Source organism: Nonomuraea antri, assembly GCF_013283785.1.
Lineage (GTDB): Bacteria > Actinomycetota > Actinomycetes > Streptosporangiales > Streptosporangiaceae > Nonomuraea > Nonomuraea antri.
The window spans coordinates 1-21,339 of the sequence record NZ_JABCPZ010000196.1 but is presented as its reverse complement, the minus strand read 5'-3'; the positions used below and the strand labels follow the sequence as shown (position 1 = coordinate 21,339).

Genomic DNA, 21,339 nt, shown 5'->3' with positions numbered 1-21,339 from the left:
CTGGTTTCCGGGGTCGGGGTTTCTGGGTTCCCGGGGCACCGGGTCTTTGGGCGCAGGGCCTTCGGGTGCCGGGTTCTCGGGCTTCGGGGCTCCGGGCCTTCGGGCTCCCAGGTTCCCAACCTCCGGGGCCGCGGGCCTTCGCGTTCCAGGTTCCCGGGCTGCGGGCTCTCGGGCTGCGGCCCCGATTCTCGGGTTCCCGGGGTTTGGCGTCCGTCGGCTGCTTCGTGGATCGCCCACCCGCCTGTCCTCGGACTGTTCACCGGCCTGTTTCGATCGCTCGTCGGCTGCTTGGGCTGTCTATCGTCTGGGTTGCTGGTCGGGTCTTGGGGCGGCTCTTGGTTCGGGTTGGGGTGTTGTCTGTTGCGGTGCTGGTCGTGGATGGGTGGGCGTTCTGGCTTCTGGTGCGGTTGAGGGCGATCATGGGGTGGTCGTTGATGGAGTGTGTGATGTTGCATGGGCGCGAGCAGGAACAAGCGCATCTGAGCCGGTTGCTCGGCGAGGCCGCGGCTGGGCGGGGTGGTGCGCTGGTCGTGCTCGGGGAGCCGGGCGGTGGCAAGTCGGCGCTGCTCGCCTGGGCGGCGGTGGCTGCGGCGGCCGGGGTGGCCCCGGCAGCCTCCATGGCAGCGGCCTCGATGGCAGCGGCGGCCCCGGCGGTGACGGCGGCTTCGGCCGCGACGGGGGCTTCGGCTGCGACAGCGGCAGCGGCGGCCACGGCCGTCGCCGCGCCCGGCTTTCAGGTGTTGCGTTGCACGGGTGTGGAGAGCGAGGCCGAGCTGCCGTTCGCCGCGCTGCACCTGCTGCTCTCCCCGGCCATGCGCCGCCTGCCCGCCCTGCCTGCCCCGCAGGCGCAGGCGTTGCGGGGCGCGTTCGGGCTGGCCGCGCCGGGAGGTGAGCATCAGTTCCTGGTCGGGCTGGCCGCGTTGTCGCTGCTGGCGGAGCTGGCCGCGGACGGTCCCGTGTTGTGCCTGGTGGACGACGCCCAATGGCTCGACCGGCCGTCCGCGGAGGCGTTGGCGTTCGCGGCGCGGCGGCTGGCGGCCGAGGGGGTGTTCGTGCTGTTCGCCGCCAGGGAGGGGTTCGACCTGCCGGGCGTGCCCGAGCTGACGCTGAAGCGGCTGGACCAGGTGGCCGCGCGCGAGTTGCTGGCCGAGCACGATCCGGGTCTGCCAGGCCACGTACGAGACCGCCTGCTCACCGAGGCGGACGGCAACCCGCTGGCCCTGCTGGAGCTGCCCAGGACCGAGGCCGACGACCTGGGCCCGCTGCCGCTGCCGCACCGGCTGCAGGACGCCTACCACCGGCGCATCAACGAACTGCCCGCGCCGACCCGGACTGCGCTGCTGGTGGCGGCGGCCGAGGAGAGCGGCGCGCTGGAGTCCGTGCTGCACGCCATGGCGGAGCTCGGGGTGCCGGCCGGCGCGCTGGCGGCGGCCGAGCGTGACGGGCTGGTCGCGGTGTCGGGGCAGTCGGTCGTCTTCCGGCATCCGCTGATCCGTACCGCCGCCTACCGGGGCGCGGCGTTCACCGACCGGCTGGCCGCGCATGCCGCGCTCGCGTCCGCGCTGGCCAGTGACGGTGACGGCGACCGGGCCGCGTGGCATCGGGCGGCGGCGGTCACCGGTCCTGACGAGGAGGTGGCCGCGGACCTGGAGGCGGCGGCCGTCCGGGCGAGGCGGCGGTCGGGGCATGCGACGGCCGTTGCGGCGCTGGAACGCGCGGCCAGGCTCACTCCCGGGAACGCGGCCAGGGCGCGGCGGCTGGCGACGGCGGCGGAGACCGCGGTGGACGCGGGACGTCCGGATCATGCCCGCCACCTGGCCGGACAGGCGGCGCGGCTGACCGAGGACGCGCGGGAGCGGGCCAGGATAGCCGCGGTGCACGGCCGGGTGGAGTACGAGCACGGCTCGCTGCGTACGGTGCACGAGGTGCTGGTCGCGGCGGCGCGGCAGGTGGCGCCGCTCGACCCGGACGCGGCCGCGGCGATGCTGGCGGACGCGGCCAGGGCGTCCTGGTCGGCGGGCGACCCGGAACGGGTGACGCGGACGTACCGGATGTTGCGCGAGCTGCCGCCCGATCCGTTCCGCGACAAGCTGGTCGAATCCATCGGCGGCGCGCTGAAGCTGTACTCCGCCGACGTCACCGAGGCGGCCGAGGGCGCGGCGCTGCTGCGCGAGCACATCGCGCAGGGCCGCTCGGGCCCGCCGGGGCTGCGGCTGAACGTGGCCATGCAGGCGCTGCTGACCGGCGACTACGACGACACCCGCGACATCATGGCCGGGCTGGCGGACGACGTCCGGTCGAGCGGCGCCGTCGGCCGGTTGCCGTCGGTGTTGTGCGCGCAGGCGACGGCCGAGACGAATCTGGCCCGCTACCGTGACGCCGCCGCCTGCGCCGCCGAGGCGCTGCGCATCGCCGAGGACGTCGACCAGCCCAGCCGGGTGGCCCACGCCGAGGCGCTGCTGGCGTATCTGGCCGCCGTCGCCGGGGACGAGGAGCGGTGCAGGAGCCTGGCCGAGCCCAACCTGCGGCGGTTCCCCGCGCACGCGAACGCGCTGGTCGCGGCGTGGTGCGAGTGGGCGCTGGCGCTGCTCGACCTCGGCCGGGGCAGGTACCTGGCGGTGCTCGACCGGCTGGAGACCGCCACCCGCGGCCCGATCCTGCACGTGGGACCCGCCGTGCACTTCGCCGCCGACCAGGTGGAGGCGGCGGTGCGGCTCGGGCGGCCGGAGCGCGCGGCCGAGCCGCTGGCCAGGCTGGAGCAGTGGGCGGCGGCCGTCCGGCTGCCGTGGGAGGACGGGCTGGTGCTGCGCTGCCGTGCGCTGCTGAGCGACGACGGCGGGCTGTACGTCCGGGCGCTGGAGCTGCAGGACGAGGCGCGGCCGTTCGAGCGGGCCCGTACCGAACTGCTCTACGGGGAGTGGCTGCGCCGCGAACGCCGCAAGACGGAGGCCCGCGCGCACCTGCGTGAGGCGCTGGAGCGGTTCGAGCGGCTGGGCGCGGCCGCCTGGGCCGGGCACGCCCGGGCAGAGCTGCGCGCGGCGGGCGAGAGCGCGGCGCCTGAGAGCGTGCGGGACGCCCCGGCGGACGTCGTCGCCCAGCTCACCCCGCAGGAACTGCAGGTCGTCCGGCTGGCCGCGACCGGCGCGACGAACAAGGAGATCGCCGCGCGGCTGTTCCTCAGCCCCAAGACCGTCGGACACCACCTCTACCGCGCCTTCCCCAAGCTGGGCGTCTCGACCAGGACGGAACTTGCCCGCCTCCCGCTCAACTAGCCGATCAGACACGCATAGGGCATCCGATTAAGGAACATGCCCGATACCCTCCGACAAACCGCGCTCCTACCGTTTGAACTGCGACGAAACGCAGAACGAGGAGCGTGGTGAGCGATGGAACCGGTTATCGAAGTGGCCGGACTGGTCAAGACCTTCGGCCGCGCCCGGGCGCTGGACGGGCTGGACCTGAGCGCGCGTCCCGGCGAGGTGCACGGCTTTCTCGGCCCGAACGGCGCCGGCAAGTCGACCACGATCAGAACCCTGCTCGGTCTCCTGCACGCCGACGCCGGCCGGGTCACGCTGCTCGGCGGCGACCCGTGGCGTGACGCGGCGCAGCTGCACAAGCGGCTGGCGTACGTGCCGGGCGACGTGAGCCTGTGGCCGGGCCTGACCGGCGGCGAGGTGATCGACCTGCTCGGCCGGCTGCGTGGCGGGCTGGACCCGGCCAGGCGGGTGGAACTGCTCGAACGGTTCGAGCTGGACCCGCGCAAGAAGGCCAAGACGTACTCCAAGGGCAACCGGCAGAAGGTCGCGCTGGTGGCGGCGTTCGCGTCGGACGCGGAACTGCTCATCCTGGACGAGCCCACCTCCGGCCTGGACCCGTTGATGGAGGCGATCTTCCAGCAGTGCGTGGCCGAGGAGCGCGGGCGCGGCCGGACGGTGCTGCTGTCCAGCCACATCCTGTCGGAGGTCGAGGCGCTGTGCGACCGCGTCACGATCATCAGGCGCGGCCGCACGGTGGAGGCCGGCCCGCTCACCCAGTTGCGCGGCCTGGCCCGCAGCCGGGTCAGCGCCGAGCTCGTCTCGCCGCCCAACGGCCTGGCCAGGATGCCCGACCTGCACGCGGTCCGGGTGGACGGCGCCAGGATCGAGTTCGAGGTGGACCGCACCCGGCTGGACGCGGCCCTGGCGGAGCTGATCCGGGTGGGCGTACGCGACCTGACCTGCACGCCTCCCTCGCTGGAAGACCTGTTCCTGCGCCACTACGAGAGCGAGAAGGCGGAGCGATGAACGGCACCTGGACCCTGACCAAGCTGGTGTTACGCCGCGAACGGCTCATCGTCCCGCTCTGGGTCCTCCTGCTCGTGGCGCTGGCGGCGGGGCAGCTCCAGCGGTACGCCGCCGGCATCGGCGACATCGGCGCCTTCGCCCGCGAGATGGCCGCGAACCAGGCGCTGAGCGCGTTCGCCGGCGAGGTGCCCGCCCCGACACTGGCCGGGATGGCGGTCTGGAAGAACGGCGACGCCATCTACACCATCCTCGCGCTGATCATGATTCTCACCGTCGTCAGGCACACGCGGGGGGAGGAGGAGTCGGGCCGGGCGGAGCTGGTCGGCGCCGGTGTCATCGGCAGGTTCGCGCCGCTGACCGCCGCGCTCGCGGTCGCCTGCGGCTCGTCCGTGCTGGCCGGGCTGTCCGTCGCGGTCGCGATGATCGGCGCGGGCGCCGCCGCCGCGGGTTCCGTCGCCTTCGGCGCGGCCGTGGCCGCCGTCGGCGTGGTGTTCGCGGGGCTGGGCGCGGTGGCCGCGCAGCTCACCCAGACCGCCCGCATCGCCGTCGGCGTCGCCGGGCTCGGCCTGGGCGTCAGCTACGCGCTGCGCTTCGCCGCCGACGGCAGCGGTGTCGCCGCGCTCAAGTGGCTGTCCCCGCAGGGCTGGTCGCACCTGGTCAGGCCGTACGGGGACGACAACGTGGTGGTGCTGCTGCTCAGCCTCGGCTGCGCGGGCGCCGCGATCGCGGTGGCGTACCTGCTGCTGGCCAGGCGGGACCTGGGCCACGGGCTCATCCCCGAGCGTCCTGGACCGGCCGGCTCGACCGGGCTGCGCAGCCCGCTGCGGCTGGCCTGGCGGCTGCACAAGGGGCTGCTGACCGGCTGGATCGTCGGCTACGCGGTCGCCGGGCTGGTCTTCGGCGCGCTGGCCGCCTCGATCGGCGAGGTCTCACGGCAGGGCGAGGCCGTGGCGGAGTTCTTCCGCCGCTACACCGCCTCGCCCGAGGCGAGCATGAGCGACGCCTACCTGTGGCTGATCGCGCTCAGCCTCGGCTACGTCGCCGCCCTGTACCCGCTGCTCGCGCTGCTGCGCCTGCGCGCGGAGGAACAGTCGGGACGCGCCGAGCTGCTGCTCGCCCACCCGGTCGGCAGGCTGCGCTGGGCGGCGGGTCACCTGGTGCTGGCCCTGACCGGCAGCGCCGCGATCCTCGCGGTCGCCGGCCTGACCATGGGCCTCGCCATCGGCGACCCGCTGGGCGTGCTGGGCGGCACCCTGGTCCAGGTTCCCGCGGTGTGGGTGCTGGCCGGTGTCGGCGTGGCCGCCTTCGGGCTGCTGCCCAAGGCCGCCGCGGCCATCAGCTGGGGCGCCTACCTGTTCGTCAACCTCTTCGGCGAGGTGCTCGGCCCGATCCTGGGCATCGACTACTGGATCGCCAAGTTCCTCGTCCCCTTCCCCAACCTGCCGATGGTGTTGTCGGGCGAGGACTTCACCGTCACCCCCGTCCTGATCATGATCGGCCTCACGGCCGCGCTCGTGGCGGTCGGCCTGACCGGGCTCAGGCGGCGGCCGATCATCTGAAACCGTGGCATTCCGGCCCGGCTCGGTCATCGAGCCGGGCCGCAGGTCGTTCGACCGGCCGCACGCCCAGCTGCCAGGCCGGCTACCGGCTGGACTCGACCTTCAGCAGCAGGCGTTTGAGCAGGCCGTCCAGCGTCTCCTGCTCCTCCGCAGCGAGCGCGGCGGCCATGCCGCCCTCCACCTCACCCTGGATCTCCATGGCCTCCACCCACAGGTCGCGCCCCTTGGCCGTGAGTTCCACGTCGACCCGCCGCCGGTCGTCGGTGCTGCGCACCCGGCGCACCAGCTCGGCCTTCTCCAGCGTGTCGAGGCGGCCGGTCATCCCGGCGGGCGACACCAGCAGCTCGGCCGCCAGCTCCGACGGCGTCGCGCTGCCGCCGTGGGCCTGCAGCCGGTGCAGCGTCTGGAACTCGAACTCCTGCAGGCCCACCTGCGCCATCGCCGCCTCCTTGGCCTGACGCAGGTGTTTCACCAGGGTCTGCATCCGGGTGACGATCGCCTCCACCCGCTCGTCGAAGGGGGCCTTGCCGCGCCAGCGGGCCAGGTGTCGATCGACCGAATCCTCCATGCGGAGATCGTACGGCAGCAACTAATTAGTTGACGAAACATTAGCCAGCGAAATATCGTGAAATATCATGACGAATCGTCTCCTTGCCGGACGTTCCCTGTCCGCGCTGGCCACAGCACTGATCCCGACCACGCTGACCCTGGCCGTGCTGCGCGTCACCGGATCGGGCCAGGCTCTCGGCATCGTGCTGGCCAGCGAGCTGATCCCGCTGCTGGTGTTCCTGCCGGTGGCCGGTGTGCTGGCCGACCGGCTCCGGCCGGAACGGGTCACGTTGCTGGCCGACCTCACCCGGGCGCTGGCTCAGGCCGGCATCGCCGTCGAACTGCTGCTCGGCGTGAACCGGGTACTCGACCTGGCCGTGCTGGCCGCCGTGGGCGGCGTGGCCATCGCGTTCGGGATGCCGGCCGCGCCCAGGCTGGTGGTCAGCGTCGTCCCTCCGGCCGACCGGCTGCGGGTGAACGCGCGGCTCGGCGCGGCCACCAGCCTGTCCAGCATGGCCGCGCCCGCGCTGGCCGGGTGGATCGCGCTGGTGGCCGCGCCCGGCTGGGCCGCCGCGCTCAGCGCGGCGCTGTTCGTCTGCTCGGCACTGACCCTCGGCGGCGTGCGCACCGAGCGCCCGCGGCGCGCGGACGGCCGGGGCACCTTCGGCGCCGACCTGGCCGAGGGCTGGCGCGAGGTCAAGGCCAGGCCGTGGTTCCTGGCCAGCGTGCTCGGCCACGGCGTGTGGCACTTCATGGCCGGGCTGTTCCTCACGCTCGCCCCGCTGACCGCGGTGCGCGCGCTGGGCGGCGAGGCGGACTGGGTGCTGATCGCGCAGGCCGGGACCGTCGGCATGGTGGCCGGCGTGTTCGTCGCGCCCCGGCTGCCGCTGCGCAGCAAGCTGGTCGGGGTGCAGGTGAGCGCGGCCATGTACGTGCTGCCGATGCTCGCGCTGGCCGTGCCGCTGCCCGCGGCGGCGATCGCGGGCGCCTACTTCCTGGCCATGTTCGGGCTCGGCGTGCTGAGCCCGCTGTGGGAGACAGTCGTGTCCGAGGAGATCCCGGAAGGGGCGCTGGGCCGGGTACGGGCGTTCGACGGGCTGATCTCGTTCGCGTCGAGACCGCTCGGGCTGGCCGTGGCGGCGCCGCTGGCCGGGGTGACCGGGGTGGCCTGGCTGATGGTCGCCGGCGGCGTGCTGGTGGTCGCCACCAACCTCGCCGCCCTGGTCAGAGCCCCGCAAGCCCCCGCCGAGGACGAGCTCAGCTCAGCACGGCCTCGCGCAGCACGCCGTCGCTGATCTCCAGCACCCGGTCGGCCAGCGTGATCAGGCTCGGGTCGTGCGTCGCCACCAGGGCGGTCACCCCTTCACTGCGGACCAGCGCCCGGATCAGCTCCATGATCTGCCGGCCGGTCTGCGAGTCGAGCTGGCCGGTCGGCTCGTCCGCGACCAGCAGCCTGGGCCGGTTGGCCAGCGACCGCGCGATCGCCACCCGCTGCCGCTGGCCGCCGGACAGCTCGTACGGGCGCTGGTTGGCGTGCTGCTCCAGCCCCACCAGCGCCAGCAGCATGCGCACCCGCTCCTCGCGGGCGGCCACGGCGGTACGGGTGAGCCGCATCGGCACCCCCACGTTCTCGGCCGCCGACAACACCGGGATCAGCCCGAACGACTGGAACACGAAGCCCACCACGTCCCTGCGCAGCTCCAGCAGCGCGTCCTCGGACAGCGAGGTGACCTCCTGACCGGCCACCACCACCCGGCCGGCGTCCGGCCGGTCCAGGCCGCCGATCTGGTTGAGCAGCGTCGTCTTGCCCGACCCCGACCGGCCCCTGATGGCGATCAGCTCGCCCGGGTAGGCCACGAACGACACCTCGCGCAGCGCCACGACCTCCTTGGGGCCGCTGCGGTACACCTTGCGCAGGCCCTCGACCAGCACCAAAGGCTCATTGCTCACTGGAGGGCTCCTCTCGGGCCGGCCATACGCCGATGTGGTCGGATTCGAGTTCGAGTCGCACCCGGCGCTCCATGTCCAGGGCGTTCATGAAGTCGCGGGGCAACTGCAGGCGGCCCACGCGGTCGAGCACGGCGTACTCCTCGGCGACCAGGTGGCCCTCGGCGCTCTCGCGCCGCAGCGTCTCGCTGCTGGTACGCCCGTCGCGGATGCCCACCGTACGGTCGACCTGCTCGGAGACCAGCGGGTCGTGGGTCACGATGACCACGGTCACGCCCAGCTCCCTGTTCGCCTTGCGCAGCGAGTCGAACACCTGCTCAGAGGTCTCGCTGTCGAGCTCGCCCGTCGGCTCGTCGGCCAGGATGAGCTGCGGCGCGTTGGCCAGCGCGACCGCGATCGCCACCCGCTGCTGCTCGCCGCCGGACATCTCGGGCGTCTTCCTGTCGGCGCAGTAGCCGACGCCAAGCAGCTCCAGCAGGTCCGTCGCCCGGCCCCGGCGCGACTTGCCCGACAACTTCATCGGCAGCTCGACGTTCTCCCTGGCGTTCAGGTACGGCAGCAGGTTCCGCGCGGTCTGCTGCCAGATGAACCCGACCACCTCGCGCCGGTAGCGCAGCCGGTCCTTCGGCGTCATCGACAGCAGGTCCATGCCCGCCACCCTGGCCAGCCCGGCGGTCGGGACGTCCAGGCCGGACAGCACGTTCAGCAGCGTCGACTTGCCCGAGCCCGAGGCGCCCACGATGGCGACCAGCTCGCCCTTCTCGATCAGCAGGTCGAGTCCCTGCAGCGCGACGACCTCGACGCCTTCGGTCTTGTAGATGCGGACCAGGTTGTCGCAGACGATGTGCGTGTCGCCGCCGAACGCGGCCTTCTTCGCGCCGGCCTTGGCTTCCAGTTCGGACAGGGTCGGGTTCATGAGAGCTCACCCACTCGGAGTACGGCGCCGAGGGCGCGGCGGCGGCTGATGGCCGTGTGCGCGTACGCGCCGAGCACGGCGACGGCGGCGACCCCGGCCGCGAGGACGACCGGAGTGATCAAATCGGGGGAGTAGTCGCCGACGGGCACGTCGCCGGCGTAGGCGGACAGGTCGACGCCCGGGCCGAGCGCTGCGGGCAGGCCGAGGCCGAGCGCGAGGCCGACGAGCGCGGTCACGAGGATCAGCGGCAGCACCTCCAGCACGGTCAGCCGCTGTGCCTGGCGGTCCGACAACCCCAGCGTACGCAGGAACGACAGCGCCCTGGCCCGGTCGGCCGCGCCGATCACCAGCGACACGACCACCGCGACCAGCGCGTACGCCGCCAGCGCGGCCGTCACCACGAGCAGCGTGGTGCGGATCGTGTCGGTCAGCGGGTCGTCCTGGATGCCGGCCAGCCGCTGCGCCTGCGAGGCCACCTCGGCCGACGGCACCAACTCGGCCAGCGCGGCGACCGGCACGTCACCCTTGATCAGCAGCGTGTTCACCGCCGGGGCCTTGTTCACCTCGAACGGCAGCACCATGAACCGGCCCTCGGTGAAGAACCCGGGCAGCGCGTCGATCACCCCGTTCGTGGTGACCTTCACGCGTTCCTGCCAGCCGATCTCGAACGTGCCGCGGCCACGCAGGTCGCGCGAGACCAGCGCGCCCCCGGCGGACGGCTCGGCGGGCAGGGTGATCGGGGCGCCGTCCAGCAGCCGCCGCCACTGTCCCAGGTCCACCGCGACGGCCTCCGCGCGCTCGGCGCCGAAGCCCACCTGGACGCGTCCGGTCTGGGCGGGTACGACCAGGTCCACGCCGTCCATGGCGCGGATCTTGGCGATGACGTCGTCCGGGATGGTGACGTTCGAGGTGATCCTGATCGGCGCGCCCACGCCCTGCCAGGACGCCAGGCGCTGCGTGTCGGCGATGCCGCCGGAGATCACCGAGGCGAACACCGACACGGCCAGCGCGGGCAGCAGGATCAGCACCGGCAGCACGCTCACGGCGCGCGCCCTGGCCGCCCTGGTCAGCCCCAGGAACGGCACCGCGCCGCGACGGCGGGAGGCCAGCCTGACGATCAGCCGCAGCGGGTACGGGTAGCAGCGCAACGTGATCAGCGCCGCGGCCAGCGTCAGCGCGATCGGCACCAGCAGCAGGAACGGGTCCTGGCCCTCCCGCGCCACCTGGGTGGTCAGCCCGCGCGTGCGCAGCAGGTACGCCCCGGCCAGCGCCAGCACGATCACCAGCAGCTCGACCGTGATCCGCTTGGCCGACGGCCGGGCGGTGGCCACGTCGTCGCGCCGCTCGTGCAGCGGAGCGCGGTGCGTGATGGCCAGCCGGACGGCGGTGAACGCCAGCGCCGCGACGACGAGCACCGCCGGCGCGAGGTGCACCATCGGCAGCACCGGCCCCGGCACCAGGTACGAGAGCCCGTACCCGGCCAGCGCGGCGGGCACCACCGCGAGCGCGGTCAGCCCGGTGCCGGCGACCGCCACCTGCCGCAACGCCGCGCCACGGGCCCTGGCCAGGGTCAGCGTGTGGTCGAGCCGGTCGATCAGCAGCTGCACGGCCAGCACGATCACCCCGATGGCGACCAGCAGCAGCCCGCCGAGCACCAGGTACATCACGGTCTGCGCGGTGGCCAGCGCGGCGGTGAAGTCCGACAGCAGCTTGGGCAGGCCGGTGTCCAGCCGGTACTGGCTGGAGTTCTGCGACGACTGCACGACGACCTCGCGGCCGAAGGCGGTGATGGCGGAGGTCAGCTCGCTCACCCGCTGGGCGTTCGCGGCGTCCGGGTCGACGGGCAGCACCCAGCTGTAGAACAGGTTGCGTCCCTCGCCGCTGAGCACGCGCAGCCCGGAGTCCGGCAGCAGCGAGGTGATGTGCCGTTCGAGGTCGAGCTTGCCGGGCGGCTGCAGGGTCTCGACCCGGATGAGGTTCGGGTGGTGGGTCCAGTACTCGTCGGCCGGGTTCACCGGCTGGAACGCGCCGACCAGCTTGACGGCGACGAACCGGTTCTCGCCGAGGATCTTCACCTGGCCCAGCTCCAGGTTCATCGCGGTCAGCGCGCTGTCCACGACGCCCACCTCGAACAGCGGGATCGTCTCGCCCTGGAACTCCATGGCGCGCGGGTCGCCGGGCTGACGGCCCTGTACCCAGCGCACCCGCTGCTCGGCGTCCGACAGCCAGCCCAGGTTGATGTAGGTGCTGCCGCCCGTCCCGTTGACCGGGGTCAGGATCGTCCTGGCGCTCATGTGGCTGTTGCCCATGCCGGGCGGGACCACCAGCGGGCGCAGCGTCTCCGGCACCAGCGAGCGCCAGCGCTTGTCGCGCGTCTCGAACTGGGCGCGCTCGTGCAGGTCCTCGTCGGCGGTCTGCGCCTGCACGTTGATCTCGAAGTCGACCTGCGCGGCGCTCGCGTCGGTCAGCGACTGGCGCAGCGCCTGGTCGAACGAGCCCTGCATGGCCCTGGGCAGGCCCGCGACGAGCAGGCCGGCGCTGAGCGCGAGCACGAACAGCACGGCCATCGCGCCCGCGTGCACGCGGGCGAGCAGCGGGATCCTCACTGGTCCTCCCCGATGCGCAGCACGCCGAGGCCCTGTTTGCGCAGATTGCGGGCCAGCCCGGCGACGATCGCGAACAACACCGCGGCCACCGCGACCAGCATGGTGAGCGTGGCCGGCCACGGGATGTCCAGCAGCACCCCCGGTGTGACGGCCGCGGCCTGCCCGGTCAGCACGATGTGCGGCACGACCAGCACGCCGATCGCCACCGCCAGCCCGGTGCCGGCGACCAGCGACAGGCCGATGATGAACGTCTGCTCGATGGCCAGCAGCCCGAACACCTGACGGAAGCTCACCCCGAGCGCCCGCAGGATCGCGAACTCGGCCATCCGCTCGCGGGCCGCCACGGTGGCGTTGACCAGGAAGCCGAGCGCGGCGAACACCAGCGCCGCCGCGAACCCCAGCATCAGCGCCCCCTGCAGGCCGCTGGCCAGCGGGTCGTCACGCAACTGGGCCGCCAGCGCGCGCTGGTCGACGACCGTGACGTCCCAGGCGGGGTTGGCGCGCAGCGCGGCCTGGGCGGGGCCGGTGTCTCCGCCGTCGGCGGCCAGCCACCACTCCGTGGCCGGCCTGGGCAGTTGCCCGGCCGCCAGGCCGCGGGCCTGCAGTGTCCCCCAGTCGGCCAGGACGGCGGGCTGGGCGGGCGCGGTGGTGGGCAGCTGGTCGACCACGGCCACCACCAGGATCTCGACGATCCTGCGGTCCATGCTGACCTTGCCGGTCTGGCCGTCGGTCAGCTTCAGCTCGCGGGCCAGGTCGGCGGTGAGCACGACGGGCAGCGGGGCCTGCTGGGGCCGGGGGCCGAAGACGGCCACCCCGGCGTCGGAGAAGCCGGTCTTGAGCGACACGGCGGGCGTGTCGAGCGGCTTGCCGTCGGCGCTCAGCGCGGTGACGGAGACGGTGGCCTCGCCGTCCTCGGGCGGGTTGGCGATCAGGCCGCGCAGCGCCAGCGGGTAGGTGATGCTCCCGGATCGGCCGCCGAGCGCCTTCAGGTCCACCTCCACCCGGTTGTCGCCGGGTTTCAGCACGCCGAGCGGCAGCTCGCGCCAGACGTCCAGCGCGTCGGAGACGATCAGCCGCAGTGGCACGGCGGTGCTCGCGCTGGCCTGGACGGTCAGCCCGGCCGGCTTGCCCGGCAGCTCCAGCTTGCCCGCCTGGGCCGCGAGCAGCCCGGCGGCCATGCGGCTCACCGGCTGGGACGACAGGTCGGGCCTGAGCTGGAAGAGCGATTCCAGCTTGGCCGCCCGCAGCCCGAGCAGCACGGCCGAGTCGCCGGCGAACTCGACCTGGCCGCGATAGGCGGGCGAGGCGGCGGTGATGCCGGGCAGCGCGGAGAACGCGGTGCCCCGGCCGAACGTGCCCAGCTCCGGCGCGTCGGGCGTGCCGGAGATCCGCAGGTCCGTCCCGGCCTGGTGCCTGGCCTGGTCGAGCTGGGAGGAGCGCCAGGTGGACGTGGTCGCCATCGACACGATGCCGATCGCGATGGCCATGGTCAGCAGCAGCGTCGGGCCCGCGTACTTCAGCGGGCGGCGGCTGACCTGCCAGGCGCCGAGCGCGGGAGCCAGCGTGGGCCGCCTGGAGGTGATCTTCTCGGCGAGCTTGGAGATGCGCGGCACCAGGCGCAGGCCGAGCATGCCGCCGGTGAGCAGGGCCAGCGCGGGCCCGGAGATGATCAGCGGGTCGATGCCGAGCTCGCCGGTGGCGGTCGCGGTGACCGGCGCGCCGTAGTGCTGGAGCTGCCAGATCGCCAGCCCGGCGATCACCAGCAGCGCCACGTCGGCGCCCGCCCGCTCGATCAGCCCGCGCCCGCCGCCGCGGCCGCGCGCCGACTGCTCCTCGATGTACGTGCGCCGCGCCCCGGCCAGCGCGGGCAGCATGAGCAGGATCGCCGACGCCACGGCCACGCCGATCGAGACCAGGAAGCTGCCCAGGTCGGCGGACGGCGCCAGCCGCACGCCCGAGGCCTTGATCCACGGCAGCTGGTTGACCAGCGCGAGCAGCGGCGGGCCGAGGAACGGCGCGATGATCGCGCACGGCACGGCGACCAGCAGCGCCTCACCGCCGGCCAGCCCGGCCAGGCGCCAGGTGCCCGCGCCGCGCGAGCGCAGCAGCGCCACCTCCATCCGCCGGTGGTCGGCCAGCAGCCGCGCGGTGAGCATGAGCGCGTACGCGGCCAGCAGCAGCAGTTGCAGCACCGGGATGAGCATGGTGGACCGCGCGACCAGCGAGGCGGTGTTGAGCTGGCCCAGCATCTCCGGCAGCCGGGTGCTGATCGTGCACGAGGCGCAGCCGCCGGACTTCAGCCGCTCGCCCAGTTCGGCCACGGACCCGGCCAGCGGGCGCAGCCGCTCGACGGTCAGCGTGCGCAGGTCGGGGACGGCGGTCCAGGTGGCGCTCACGTTGGTGGCGAACCGGTCCACGAACGTGGTGCGCGCCACCATCAGCGGTCCGTACGTGGTGAACTCGCCGCTCTCGACGCCCCTGCTCAGCAGCTGCTCGCCGGCCCAGCGTTCGCCGAACGGGTCGCTGAGCTGGAAGACGCCGGAGACGCGGACCGTGACGGGTTTGCCGTCCAGCCGGCCCACGGTGGTGATCTCCTGACCGGCCGCGAAGCCGGTGGCCGAGGCGGCCGACATGGAGATCGCGGCCTCGACCACGCCTCCGGCGCCGGCGTCGGCCTTCGGCCAGCTGCCGGAGATGAGCTTGGCGTGCCGGTCGAGCGCGTCGTAGCTGCCGAAGCGGAGCAGTTCGGGCTTCTTGTGCCGCTCCTGGCCGGGCATCACGTAGGAGTCGGAGCGGAAGGCGGTGGTGATCGACGTCGGGGCCTGCGCGTAGGCTCGGGCGAGCTCGCCGCGTACCGCCTGGTCGAGCTTGGGGAAAGTCTCGCGGGTGACGGGCGCGCCGATGGTGGCCGCGATCTGGCGCTGGGAGGCGGTCTCCATCGTCCTGCGTACGCCGGCCTCGGCGATGGAGGAGGCGTACATGGTGAGCGCGACCAGCGTGGAGGTGGCCAGCAGGATCGAGCCGAACGCGGCCAGCAGGAGGAGCGGCTCGCTGAACGCGCGTTTGACGACCAACGGCCCCCGCATGTCTCCCCCTCTTCGCCCGTTTAGTGAACCTTGAAGTAACGGCGGACGCGAGGGCAAGGTGATCTTGTCAACGGTGACGGACCCGAGATGCCGCGGCGATGCGCATGTGATATCGGTTTCGTGACGAAATCGCTAAGAAACAACGAAAAACGCCGCACCCCGCGAAACGGGAGTGCGGCGCTCGTGCGGCGCGGCCTGGCTTACTTGGCGGCCAGCGCGGCGGCCTGCTTGGCGATCGCGGACTTGCGGTTCGCGGCCTGGTTCTTGTGAATGACGCCCTTGCTGACGGCCTTGTCGAGCTGACGGGCGGCAACGCGCTGCGCGGCCACGGCCTGCTCGACGTCGCCCGACTCGGCGGCCTCGCGGAACTTGCGCACGGCCGTCTTGAGCGAGGACTTGACCGCCTTGTTGCGCAGGCGAGCCTTTTCGTTCTGCTTGTTGCGCTTGATCTGGGACTTGATGTTCGCCACGAAGAAGCCTCGGTGAAAGTCAGTGATGGATGGGGCGCGCGGGCTCGGTGAGAGGGCGCGCCACACGCAGTTGAACAGATTACCAATAACCCAGGTGGCTGCTCAAATCAACGGCCTGGGCAAAGGGATCCACCTACCAGTGTAGGGGGCGTTCAGCTCATCCAGTGCGTCATGTACTCGCGCCAGTCGTCCTCCGTGGCGGCGAAGTCCACGTAGAGCGCCAGGCCGAAGCGCTCGCGGGCGCCGTGCTCGGTCAGCGCGAGCTTGGCCGCCTGACCTGCGACGGCGACGCTCTCGGCGTTGTCGGCCCAGGCCACGCCGTGGTCGTGGTAGGCGGGGGCGCCGATGAACAGGTGCTTGGTGTCGGGGACCAGGTCCAGGGCGAGTTCGGCCTGCCTGGCCACGTGGCCGCCGTACAGGGACTCCAGCGGGGTGTAGGAGTCGTAGGTCATGATCGCGACCTGGTCGACGCGGTCGGTGACCTGCTTGAAGTAGCCCTGCGACCAGTACTTGTCGTGGCCCATGACGCCGCGGGCGGCCAGGCGCATGAGCGGGTAGGGCTCGATCTGCGGGGTCGAGGTGGACAGCAGCTTCGTGTGCTGCCTGGTCCTGTCGAGCAGGTCGAGGAAGCTGGTGTCGCCGTCGCCGAGCGGCTCGAAGTTGTAGTGGATGCCGTCGTAGCCGAGCTTCATGATCGCGGCGACGCCGGCCAGGACGTTCTCGCGTGATTTCGGGTCGTCGAGGTCGAGTATCCGGTCGACGCGCTGGCCGAGCCAGGCGGAGACGCGGACGCCGGGGAGGTGCTTACGCACCCATTTCACGAAATTTGCTGCGTTGGGGTATCTGTCAGGATTTAAGGTGCCGTCCTTTCCGAAAGGGCCGGAATGGACGTACAGGTCCTTGACGCCCGTGGCGCGCAGCCGTACGGCGAGCTGCGCCACGTCGCGCTCCGCGCGGCGCCCGTCGACCCACATGTGACCCAGCCAGAGGGCGTCGTTCCCGGTGCTCTTCGCCCAGGCTTCCGGCGCACCGGTAAACTGGAGGCGGAGCGCGGCGGCGAGCAGGCCGACCAGCGCCACCACGATGGCCAAAGCCAGCGCGATCAGGCGCAGGCCGCGGCGGATGACGGTTCGGGCAATCACCCGGGCATGTCACCATGAAAGACTGCTTGACCTCAACCCTGTCGAAACGGACTTCGGTGCGCACTCAGCCTGGCCAGACCGACCCCGCGTTGATCCGCAACTTCTGCATCATCGCGCACATCGACCATGGCAAGTCGACCCTTGCCGACCGGATGCTGCAGATCACCGGCGTGGTCGACGAACGCTCCATGCGTGCCCAATACCTCGACAGGATGGACATCGAGCGCGAGCGCGGCATCACCATCAAGTCGCAGGCCGTGCGGCTGCCGTGGGACGGTCACGTGCTCAACATGATCGACACCCCCGGGCACGTCGACTTCACCTACGAGGTGTCCAGATCGCTGCAGGCGTGCGAGGGCGCGATCCTGCTGGTCGACGCCGCCCAGGGCATCGAGGCGCAGACCCTGGCCAACCTCTACCTGGCCATGAACGCCGACCTGAACATCATCCCGGTGCTCAACAAGATCGACCTGCCGGCCGCGCAGCCGGAGAAGTTCGCCGAGGAGCTGGCCGGCCTGATCGGCTGCGAGCCGTCCGACGTGCTGCGCGTCTCCGGCAAGACCGGCGAGGGCGTGCGCGAGCTGCTCGACCACGTGGTCCAGACGATCCCGGCCCCGGTGGGCGACGCCGACGCGGCCGCCCGGGCGCTGATCTTCGACTCCGTGTACGACACGTACCGGGGCGTGGTCACCTACGTCCGCGTCGTCGACGGGCACCTGAGCAAGCGCGAGCGCATCCTCATGATGTCCACCAACGCCACGCACGAGACGCTGGAGATCGGCGTCATCTCGCCCGAGCCGAAGGTCGCCGACCTCGGGCTCGGCGTCGGCGAGGTGGGCTACCTCATCACCGGCGTGAAGGACGTGCGCCAGTCCCGGGTGGGTGACACCGTCACCTCCGCGGTCAAGGGCGCCACCGAGATGCTGGCCGGATACGAGCACCCCAAGCCGATGGTGTTCTCTGGCCTCTATCCGATCGACGGCGACGAATACCCCGAGCTGCGCGAGGCGCTCGACAAGCTGCAGCTCAACGACGCCGCGCTGATCTACGAGCCGGAGACCTCGGCCGCGCTCGGCTTCGGCTTCCGCGTCGGCTTTCTCGGGCTGCTGCACATGGAGATCGTCCGTGAGCGGCTGGAGCGCGAGTTCGGCCTGTCGCTGATCTCCACCGCGCCGAACGTGGTCTACCGCGTGGTCATGGAGGACGGCAGCGAGGTCACGGTCACCAACCCGTCCGAGTTCCCGTCCGGCGGGAAGATCGCGCAGGTCTTCGAGCCGGTCACCAAGTCCACGATCCTGGCCCCGTCCGAGTTCATCGGCGCGATCATGGAGATCTGCCAGGGCCGGCGCGGCCAGCTCCTCGGCATGGACTACCTGTCGGAGGACCGGGTCGAGATCCGCTACACGCTGCCGCTCGGCGAGATCATCTTTGACTTCTTCGACCAGCTCAAGTCCCGCACCCGCGGCTACGCCTCGCTCGACTACGAGCCGGCCGGCGAGCAGGAGGCCGACCTGGTCAAGGTGGACATCCTGCTGCAGGGCGAGGCGGTCGACGCGTTCAGCGCCATCGTGCACAAGGACAAGGCGTACGCGTACGGCGTCGACATGGCCAAGAAGCTGCGCGAGCTCATCCCCAGGCAGCAGTTCGAGGTGCCGATCCAGGCCGCGATCGGGGCCAGGGTCATCGCCCGCGAGAACATCCGCGCCATCCGCAAGGACGTCCTGGCCAAGTGCTACGGCGGCGACATCTCGCGTAAGCGCAAGCTGCTGGAGAAGCAGAAGGAAGGCAAGAAGCGGATGAAGATGGTCGGCCGGGTCGAAGTGCCGCAGGAGGCCTTCGTCGCCGCGCTGTCCACCGACACCAGCGTCGACAAGACCAAGAAGTAGGCCCCTGCCGCCGGGCGGTGTAATGCCTGATTTGTACCCTTAGGGAGTGAAACCTGAGGGTGTGGAGACGGTACGCACGGCCCGGCTGGACCTGTCACGCGTGACGCTCGCCGACCTGCCGTCCGTGCACGAACTGCACTCCGACCCGGGCACGAACGTCTTCAACCCCGCCGGACCCAGCCCCGACCTGGAGTCCAGCCGCGCCATGCTCGACCTCTGGCTCGCCGACTGGGCCGAACGCGGGCTCGGCTACTGGGCGGTGCGCCGCATCGGCGAGCCCGACATCATCGGCATCGGCGGGCTCCGCCGCGCCATGATCGAGGACGCGGAGGTGCTCAACCTGTACTACCGGTTCCGCCCGTCCGAGTGGGGGCACGGGTACGCACTCGAACTCGCCCAGGCCGCGCTGCGGGTGGGACGGGACCTGGGCGGGACGGTGGTGGCGGTGATCCGGGCGGACAACGTGGCGTCCTGGCGGGTGGCGGAGCGGGCCGGCCTGCGCAAGGACCGCACGATCAGGTACGGGGGCGTCCCGAACGACGTGTACGTCGCCTGACCCCGCCCGGGTGCTGATGCATTCCACCTCCCGAACGCCGACCCCAACCGCCCCGGACCCCTGGGCCCAGCCGCACGCTCGGGCGGCGCTCACGCCCGCATCAGGTCAGTATCAGGGGCACCACAGCACCAGAGGGCGGCAGAGGCACTTGTGCCACCAGAGGACACTTGCGGCACCAGGGGTACCTCTCCCCCCAATTCACCGGAGTCCCGGCGCCCGGGAAGGGCGGGTCGCGAACTGCGTCCACGGTCGTTGCTGCGTGGCGTGGCCACAGCCCGCCCGCCTCCAGCCCGTCCGTAGCCCGCCCACAGCCGCTTACGGCCCTCCACAGGCCGTCATGGACCGCCCCCCATGGCCCGCCCACGCCGGTCCCTCAGCGGGAGCTGTCGGTGCGAGCGCGCAGGACGTAGGCGAACAGCGTCGCCGCGCCCATCACGGCCTGGGCGGCCAGCAACGGGCCCAGCTCGGACGCCACACCGAGCACCGCCATCGCGGTCGGCAGGCAGCCGAGCAGCGCGACGTCCACACCGGTGAGCGCCCAGAGCAGCGGACCCGTGGGGATCGCGCCGCCGGGCGTGTCGATCACCGGCAGCGAGTGGTCGAGCGGACTCCGCCTGGCCATCCGCAACGCCCCAGCCGCCAGCGCCGGGGCCGCCAAGACCCCGAACGCCCACCACACGCCCACCGAACCTCCCAGACCAGGCCCGACGACCAGGTCAACGGGAAGCCCACCCGCGGACGCAAGACCCGCAGGAAGCCCGCCTGGCGCTGCGAGGCTTGCGGGAAGCCCGCCTGCCGGTGTCAGGTCTACGGGGAGCCCGCCTGCCGGTGTCAGGTCTACGGGGAGTCCGCTAACCGGTGCGACGTCTGCGGGGAGCCCATCTGCCGGTGTGAGTCCTGCGGAGAGCCTGCCAGCCGGCGTGAGACCGGTGGGGAGCGCACCTGCAGGATTGAGGCTTGCGGAGAGCCCGCCTACCGGCGTGAGACCGGTGGGGAGCGCACCTGCGGGGTTGAGGCCCGCAGAGAGCCCGGCAGCCGGCGTGAGGCTAGCGGGGAGCCCGCCTGCCAGGGTGAGGCCCGTCAGGGCGGCCGCTGCCCAGAGGCCGCCCAGCAGTCCGGGCAGGATCGCCCTGGCCGCGAGTGCCGCGCGCGGTCCTACGCCGAGCAGCCGGGCCAGCGCCGGGTTGTCGGCGTCCCTGCGCGCTCCCGACGTGCCCGACACCGCCACCGCCAGCGCGCCGACCAGCACCGACGCCCCCAGCACCGTCGGCCCACCACCCGCCAGCGCGAGCACGGCGGGCAACGCGGCCAGCGCGAACATGACAGCCAGCCGCCCAGGCCGCCGTCCCACCCGCCGCCAGTCATGCCAGGCCAGGGCCAACGGCGCCGGGCACGAAGCCGCTCCCAACCAGGAAGCCGAACCGCCCCGCAGCGCCGCAGGCAGCCGAGAGACCGCCCACAACCGAGAGACCGCCCGCAGCCGGAACGCCGCCCACAACCGAGAGACCGCCCGCAGCCGGAACGCCGCCCGAGATCGAGACGCGGATCGTTGTCCGGTTGCGGACTCTGGTCGGGTCGCGGTCTCTGGTGGGGTCGCGGATTCTAGCCGGGATGTCGGCCCCAGCCCCGCCGCCGGCCTTGGCCGGGGCGCGGACCTCGGGTGAGGCGCCGACCCCGGTCGGGACGTGGACCTCCGCTGGGCCGCCGAGCCTGGCCAGGGGCGTGAGGTCAGGGTCCTGGTCCGCCAGTGGTTGTCCTCGGCGATCCAGGTCAGCACGGATGGGTCGAGCCCGGTGGCCGCGTTCGACAGGTGTCCGGCCCGGGTGGAGGCCGCCAGTACGGCCCGGGTGGGGATCTCGCCCAGGGCCGTCCACGCACGCCGGACCAGCAGGACGGCGATCGCGGCGGCACCGGCGGCTACGGCGCCCACCGCGGACAGGGGCGCGTGCGCGACGGCGACCAGCGCGCCACGAGCCTGCCCGCTCACCGCGACCACAGCCAGCACCAGCAGCGCGACCAGCGCGGCCGTCAGCCAGATGTGCCACGACTGCGACGCCTGCGCCAGCACCGCCAGCGCGACCCCGCCCGCGGTGGCGGACACCCCCAGCACGAACGCCCCGAGCAGCCGCCACACGAGCTGGTCGGGCGCGCCCAGCGCGGCCACCAGTCCCAGCCCGACCCCCAGCCCCACGATCGCCGCGATCAGCAACAGCCGACGGCCGGTGCGGGTCAGCAGGTCGCGCCGGTTCAACGGCGACAACACCAGCCACGAGGCATCGGGCCCGGACACCATGACGGGACCCACCGCCCTGGCCGCCATCAGGCAGCCCGCCAGGGCC

General features: G+C 72.5%; 14 protein-coding genes. 6 read left to right on the top strand and 8 right to left on the bottom strand.

Features of this window, described 5'->3' with window-relative positions:
- Positions 1-446 precede the first annotated feature (446 nt).
- The 3 genes from HII36_RS41700 to HII36_RS41690 all read left to right on the top strand — a co-directional run bounded on the left by HII36_RS41700 (position 447) and on the right by HII36_RS41690 (position 5,842).
- Positions 447-3,272, top strand: a complete 2,826-nt coding sequence (locus tag HII36_RS41700) for a helix-turn-helix transcriptional regulator (protein ID WP_173528870.1) — start codon at positions 447-449, stop codon at positions 3,270-3,272.
- Positions 3,273-3,386: 114 nt separating this feature from the next.
- Entirely contained in the window at positions 3,387-4,283 is an 897-nt protein-coding gene (locus HII36_RS41695) for an ABC transporter ATP-binding protein (protein WP_173528869.1), read from the top strand.
- A complete protein-coding gene (locus tag HII36_RS41690) occupies positions 4,280-5,842 on the top strand; it encodes an ABC transporter permease (protein ID WP_173528868.1) in 1,563 nt (520 codons plus the stop codon). The genes HII36_RS41695 and HII36_RS41690 overlap by 4 nt, the downstream gene beginning before the upstream one ends.
- A gap of 82 nt (positions 5,843-5,924) precedes the next feature.
- On the opposite strand, the gene HII36_RS41685 is transcribed toward HII36_RS41690, so the two are convergent.
- A complete protein-coding gene (locus HII36_RS41685; protein WP_173528867.1) occupies positions 5,925-6,410 on the bottom strand; it encodes a MarR family winged helix-turn-helix transcriptional regulator in 486 nt (161 codons plus the stop codon).
- Positions 6,411-6,477: 67 nt separating this feature from the next.
- On the opposite strand from HII36_RS41685, the gene HII36_RS41680 reads away from it, so the two are divergent.
- Positions 6,478-7,686 carry an MFS transporter gene (locus HII36_RS41680; protein WP_173528866.1) on the top strand — a complete coding sequence of 403 codons (1,209 nt, stop codon included), beginning with the start codon at positions 6,478-6,480 and terminating at the stop codon, positions 7,684-7,686.
- Here the strand turns inward: HII36_RS41680 and HII36_RS41675 are convergent.
- The 6 genes from HII36_RS41675 to HII36_RS41650 all read right to left on the bottom strand — a co-directional run bounded on the left by HII36_RS41675 (position 7,649) and on the right by HII36_RS41650 (position 16,558).
- Complete coding sequence (locus tag HII36_RS41675) at positions 7,649-8,341, bottom strand: ABC transporter ATP-binding protein (protein ID WP_173528865.1); 693 nt, start codon at positions 8,339-8,341, stop codon at positions 7,649-7,651. The genes HII36_RS41680 and HII36_RS41675 overlap by 38 nt on opposite strands.
- The gene (locus HII36_RS41670) at positions 8,331-9,254 is read right to left on the bottom strand and encodes an ABC transporter ATP-binding protein (RefSeq protein ID WP_173528864.1); all 924 of its coding nucleotides are present in this window, start codon (positions 9,252-9,254) and stop codon (positions 8,331-8,333) included. Before HII36_RS41670 ends, HII36_RS41675 begins: the two co-directional genes overlap by 11 nt.
- Positions 9,251-11,860 carry an FtsX-like permease family protein gene (locus tag HII36_RS41665; protein ID WP_173528863.1) on the bottom strand — a complete coding sequence of 870 codons (2,610 nt, stop codon included), beginning with the start codon at positions 11,858-11,860 and terminating at the stop codon, positions 9,251-9,253. Before HII36_RS41665 ends, HII36_RS41670 begins: the two co-directional genes overlap by 4 nt.
- Positions 11,857-14,946 (bottom strand): ABC transporter permease, encoded by a 3,090-nt coding sequence (locus HII36_RS41660; RefSeq protein WP_173528862.1) that lies wholly within the window; start codon positions 14,944-14,946, stop codon positions 11,857-11,859. The genes HII36_RS41665 and HII36_RS41660 overlap by 4 nt, the downstream gene beginning before the upstream one ends.
- A gap of 200 nt (positions 14,947-15,146) precedes the next feature.
- Positions 15,147-15,416 (bottom strand): 30S ribosomal protein S20, encoded by a 270-nt coding sequence (gene rpsT / locus HII36_RS41655; protein WP_173528861.1) that lies wholly within the window; start codon positions 15,414-15,416, stop codon positions 15,147-15,149.
- Between the two features lie 152 nt (positions 15,417-15,568).
- Positions 15,569-16,558 (bottom strand): glycoside hydrolase family 18 protein, encoded by a 990-nt coding sequence (locus tag HII36_RS41650; protein ID WP_173528860.1) that lies wholly within the window; start codon positions 16,556-16,558, stop codon positions 15,569-15,571.
- Positions 16,559-16,614: 56 nt separating this feature from the next.
- Between HII36_RS41650 and lepA the strand changes: the two genes are divergently transcribed.
- Complete coding sequence (gene lepA, locus HII36_RS41645) at positions 16,615-18,444, top strand: translation elongation factor 4 (protein ID WP_173528859.1); 1,830 nt, start codon at positions 16,615-16,617, stop codon at positions 18,442-18,444.
- Positions 18,445-18,490: 46 nt separating this feature from the next.
- Complete coding sequence (locus HII36_RS41640; protein ID WP_328808133.1) at positions 18,491-19,000, top strand: GNAT family N-acetyltransferase; 510 nt, start codon at positions 18,491-18,493, stop codon at positions 18,998-19,000.
- A gap of 373 nt (positions 19,001-19,373) precedes the next feature.
- Here the strand turns inward: HII36_RS41640 and HII36_RS41635 are convergent.
- Positions 19,374-21,339, bottom strand: a 1,966-nt coding sequence (locus HII36_RS41635) for a DUF6297 family protein (RefSeq protein WP_173528858.1), incomplete at its 5' end; no start/stop codon positions are given.

Bases quoted from the DNA above. Each gene is read 5' to 3' on its own strand.
- HII36_RS41660 (WP_173528862.1), bottom strand. From the start codon at position 14,946: ATGCGGGGGCCGTTGGTCGTCAAACGCGCGTTCAGCGAGCCGCTCCTC.
- HII36_RS41695 (WP_173528869.1), top strand. From the start codon at position 3,387: ATGGAACCGGTTATCGAAGTGGCCGGACTGGTCAAGACCTTCGGCCGC.
- HII36_RS41670 (WP_173528864.1), bottom strand. From the start codon at position 9,254: ATGAACCCGACCCTGTCCGAACTGGAAGCCAAGGCCGGCGCGAAGAAG.
- HII36_RS41700 (WP_173528870.1), top strand. From the start codon at position 447: ATGTTGCATGGGCGCGAGCAGGAACAAGCGCATCTGAGCCGGTTGCTC.
- HII36_RS41690 (WP_173528868.1), top strand. From the start codon at position 4,280: ATGAACGGCACCTGGACCCTGACCAAGCTGGTGTTACGCCGCGAACGG.
- HII36_RS41685 (WP_173528867.1), bottom strand. From the start codon at position 6,410: ATGGAGGATTCGGTCGATCGACACCTGGCCCGCTGGCGCGGCAAGGCC.
- HII36_RS41680 (WP_173528866.1), top strand. From the start codon at position 6,478: ATGACGAATCGTCTCCTTGCCGGACGTTCCCTGTCCGCGCTGGCCACA.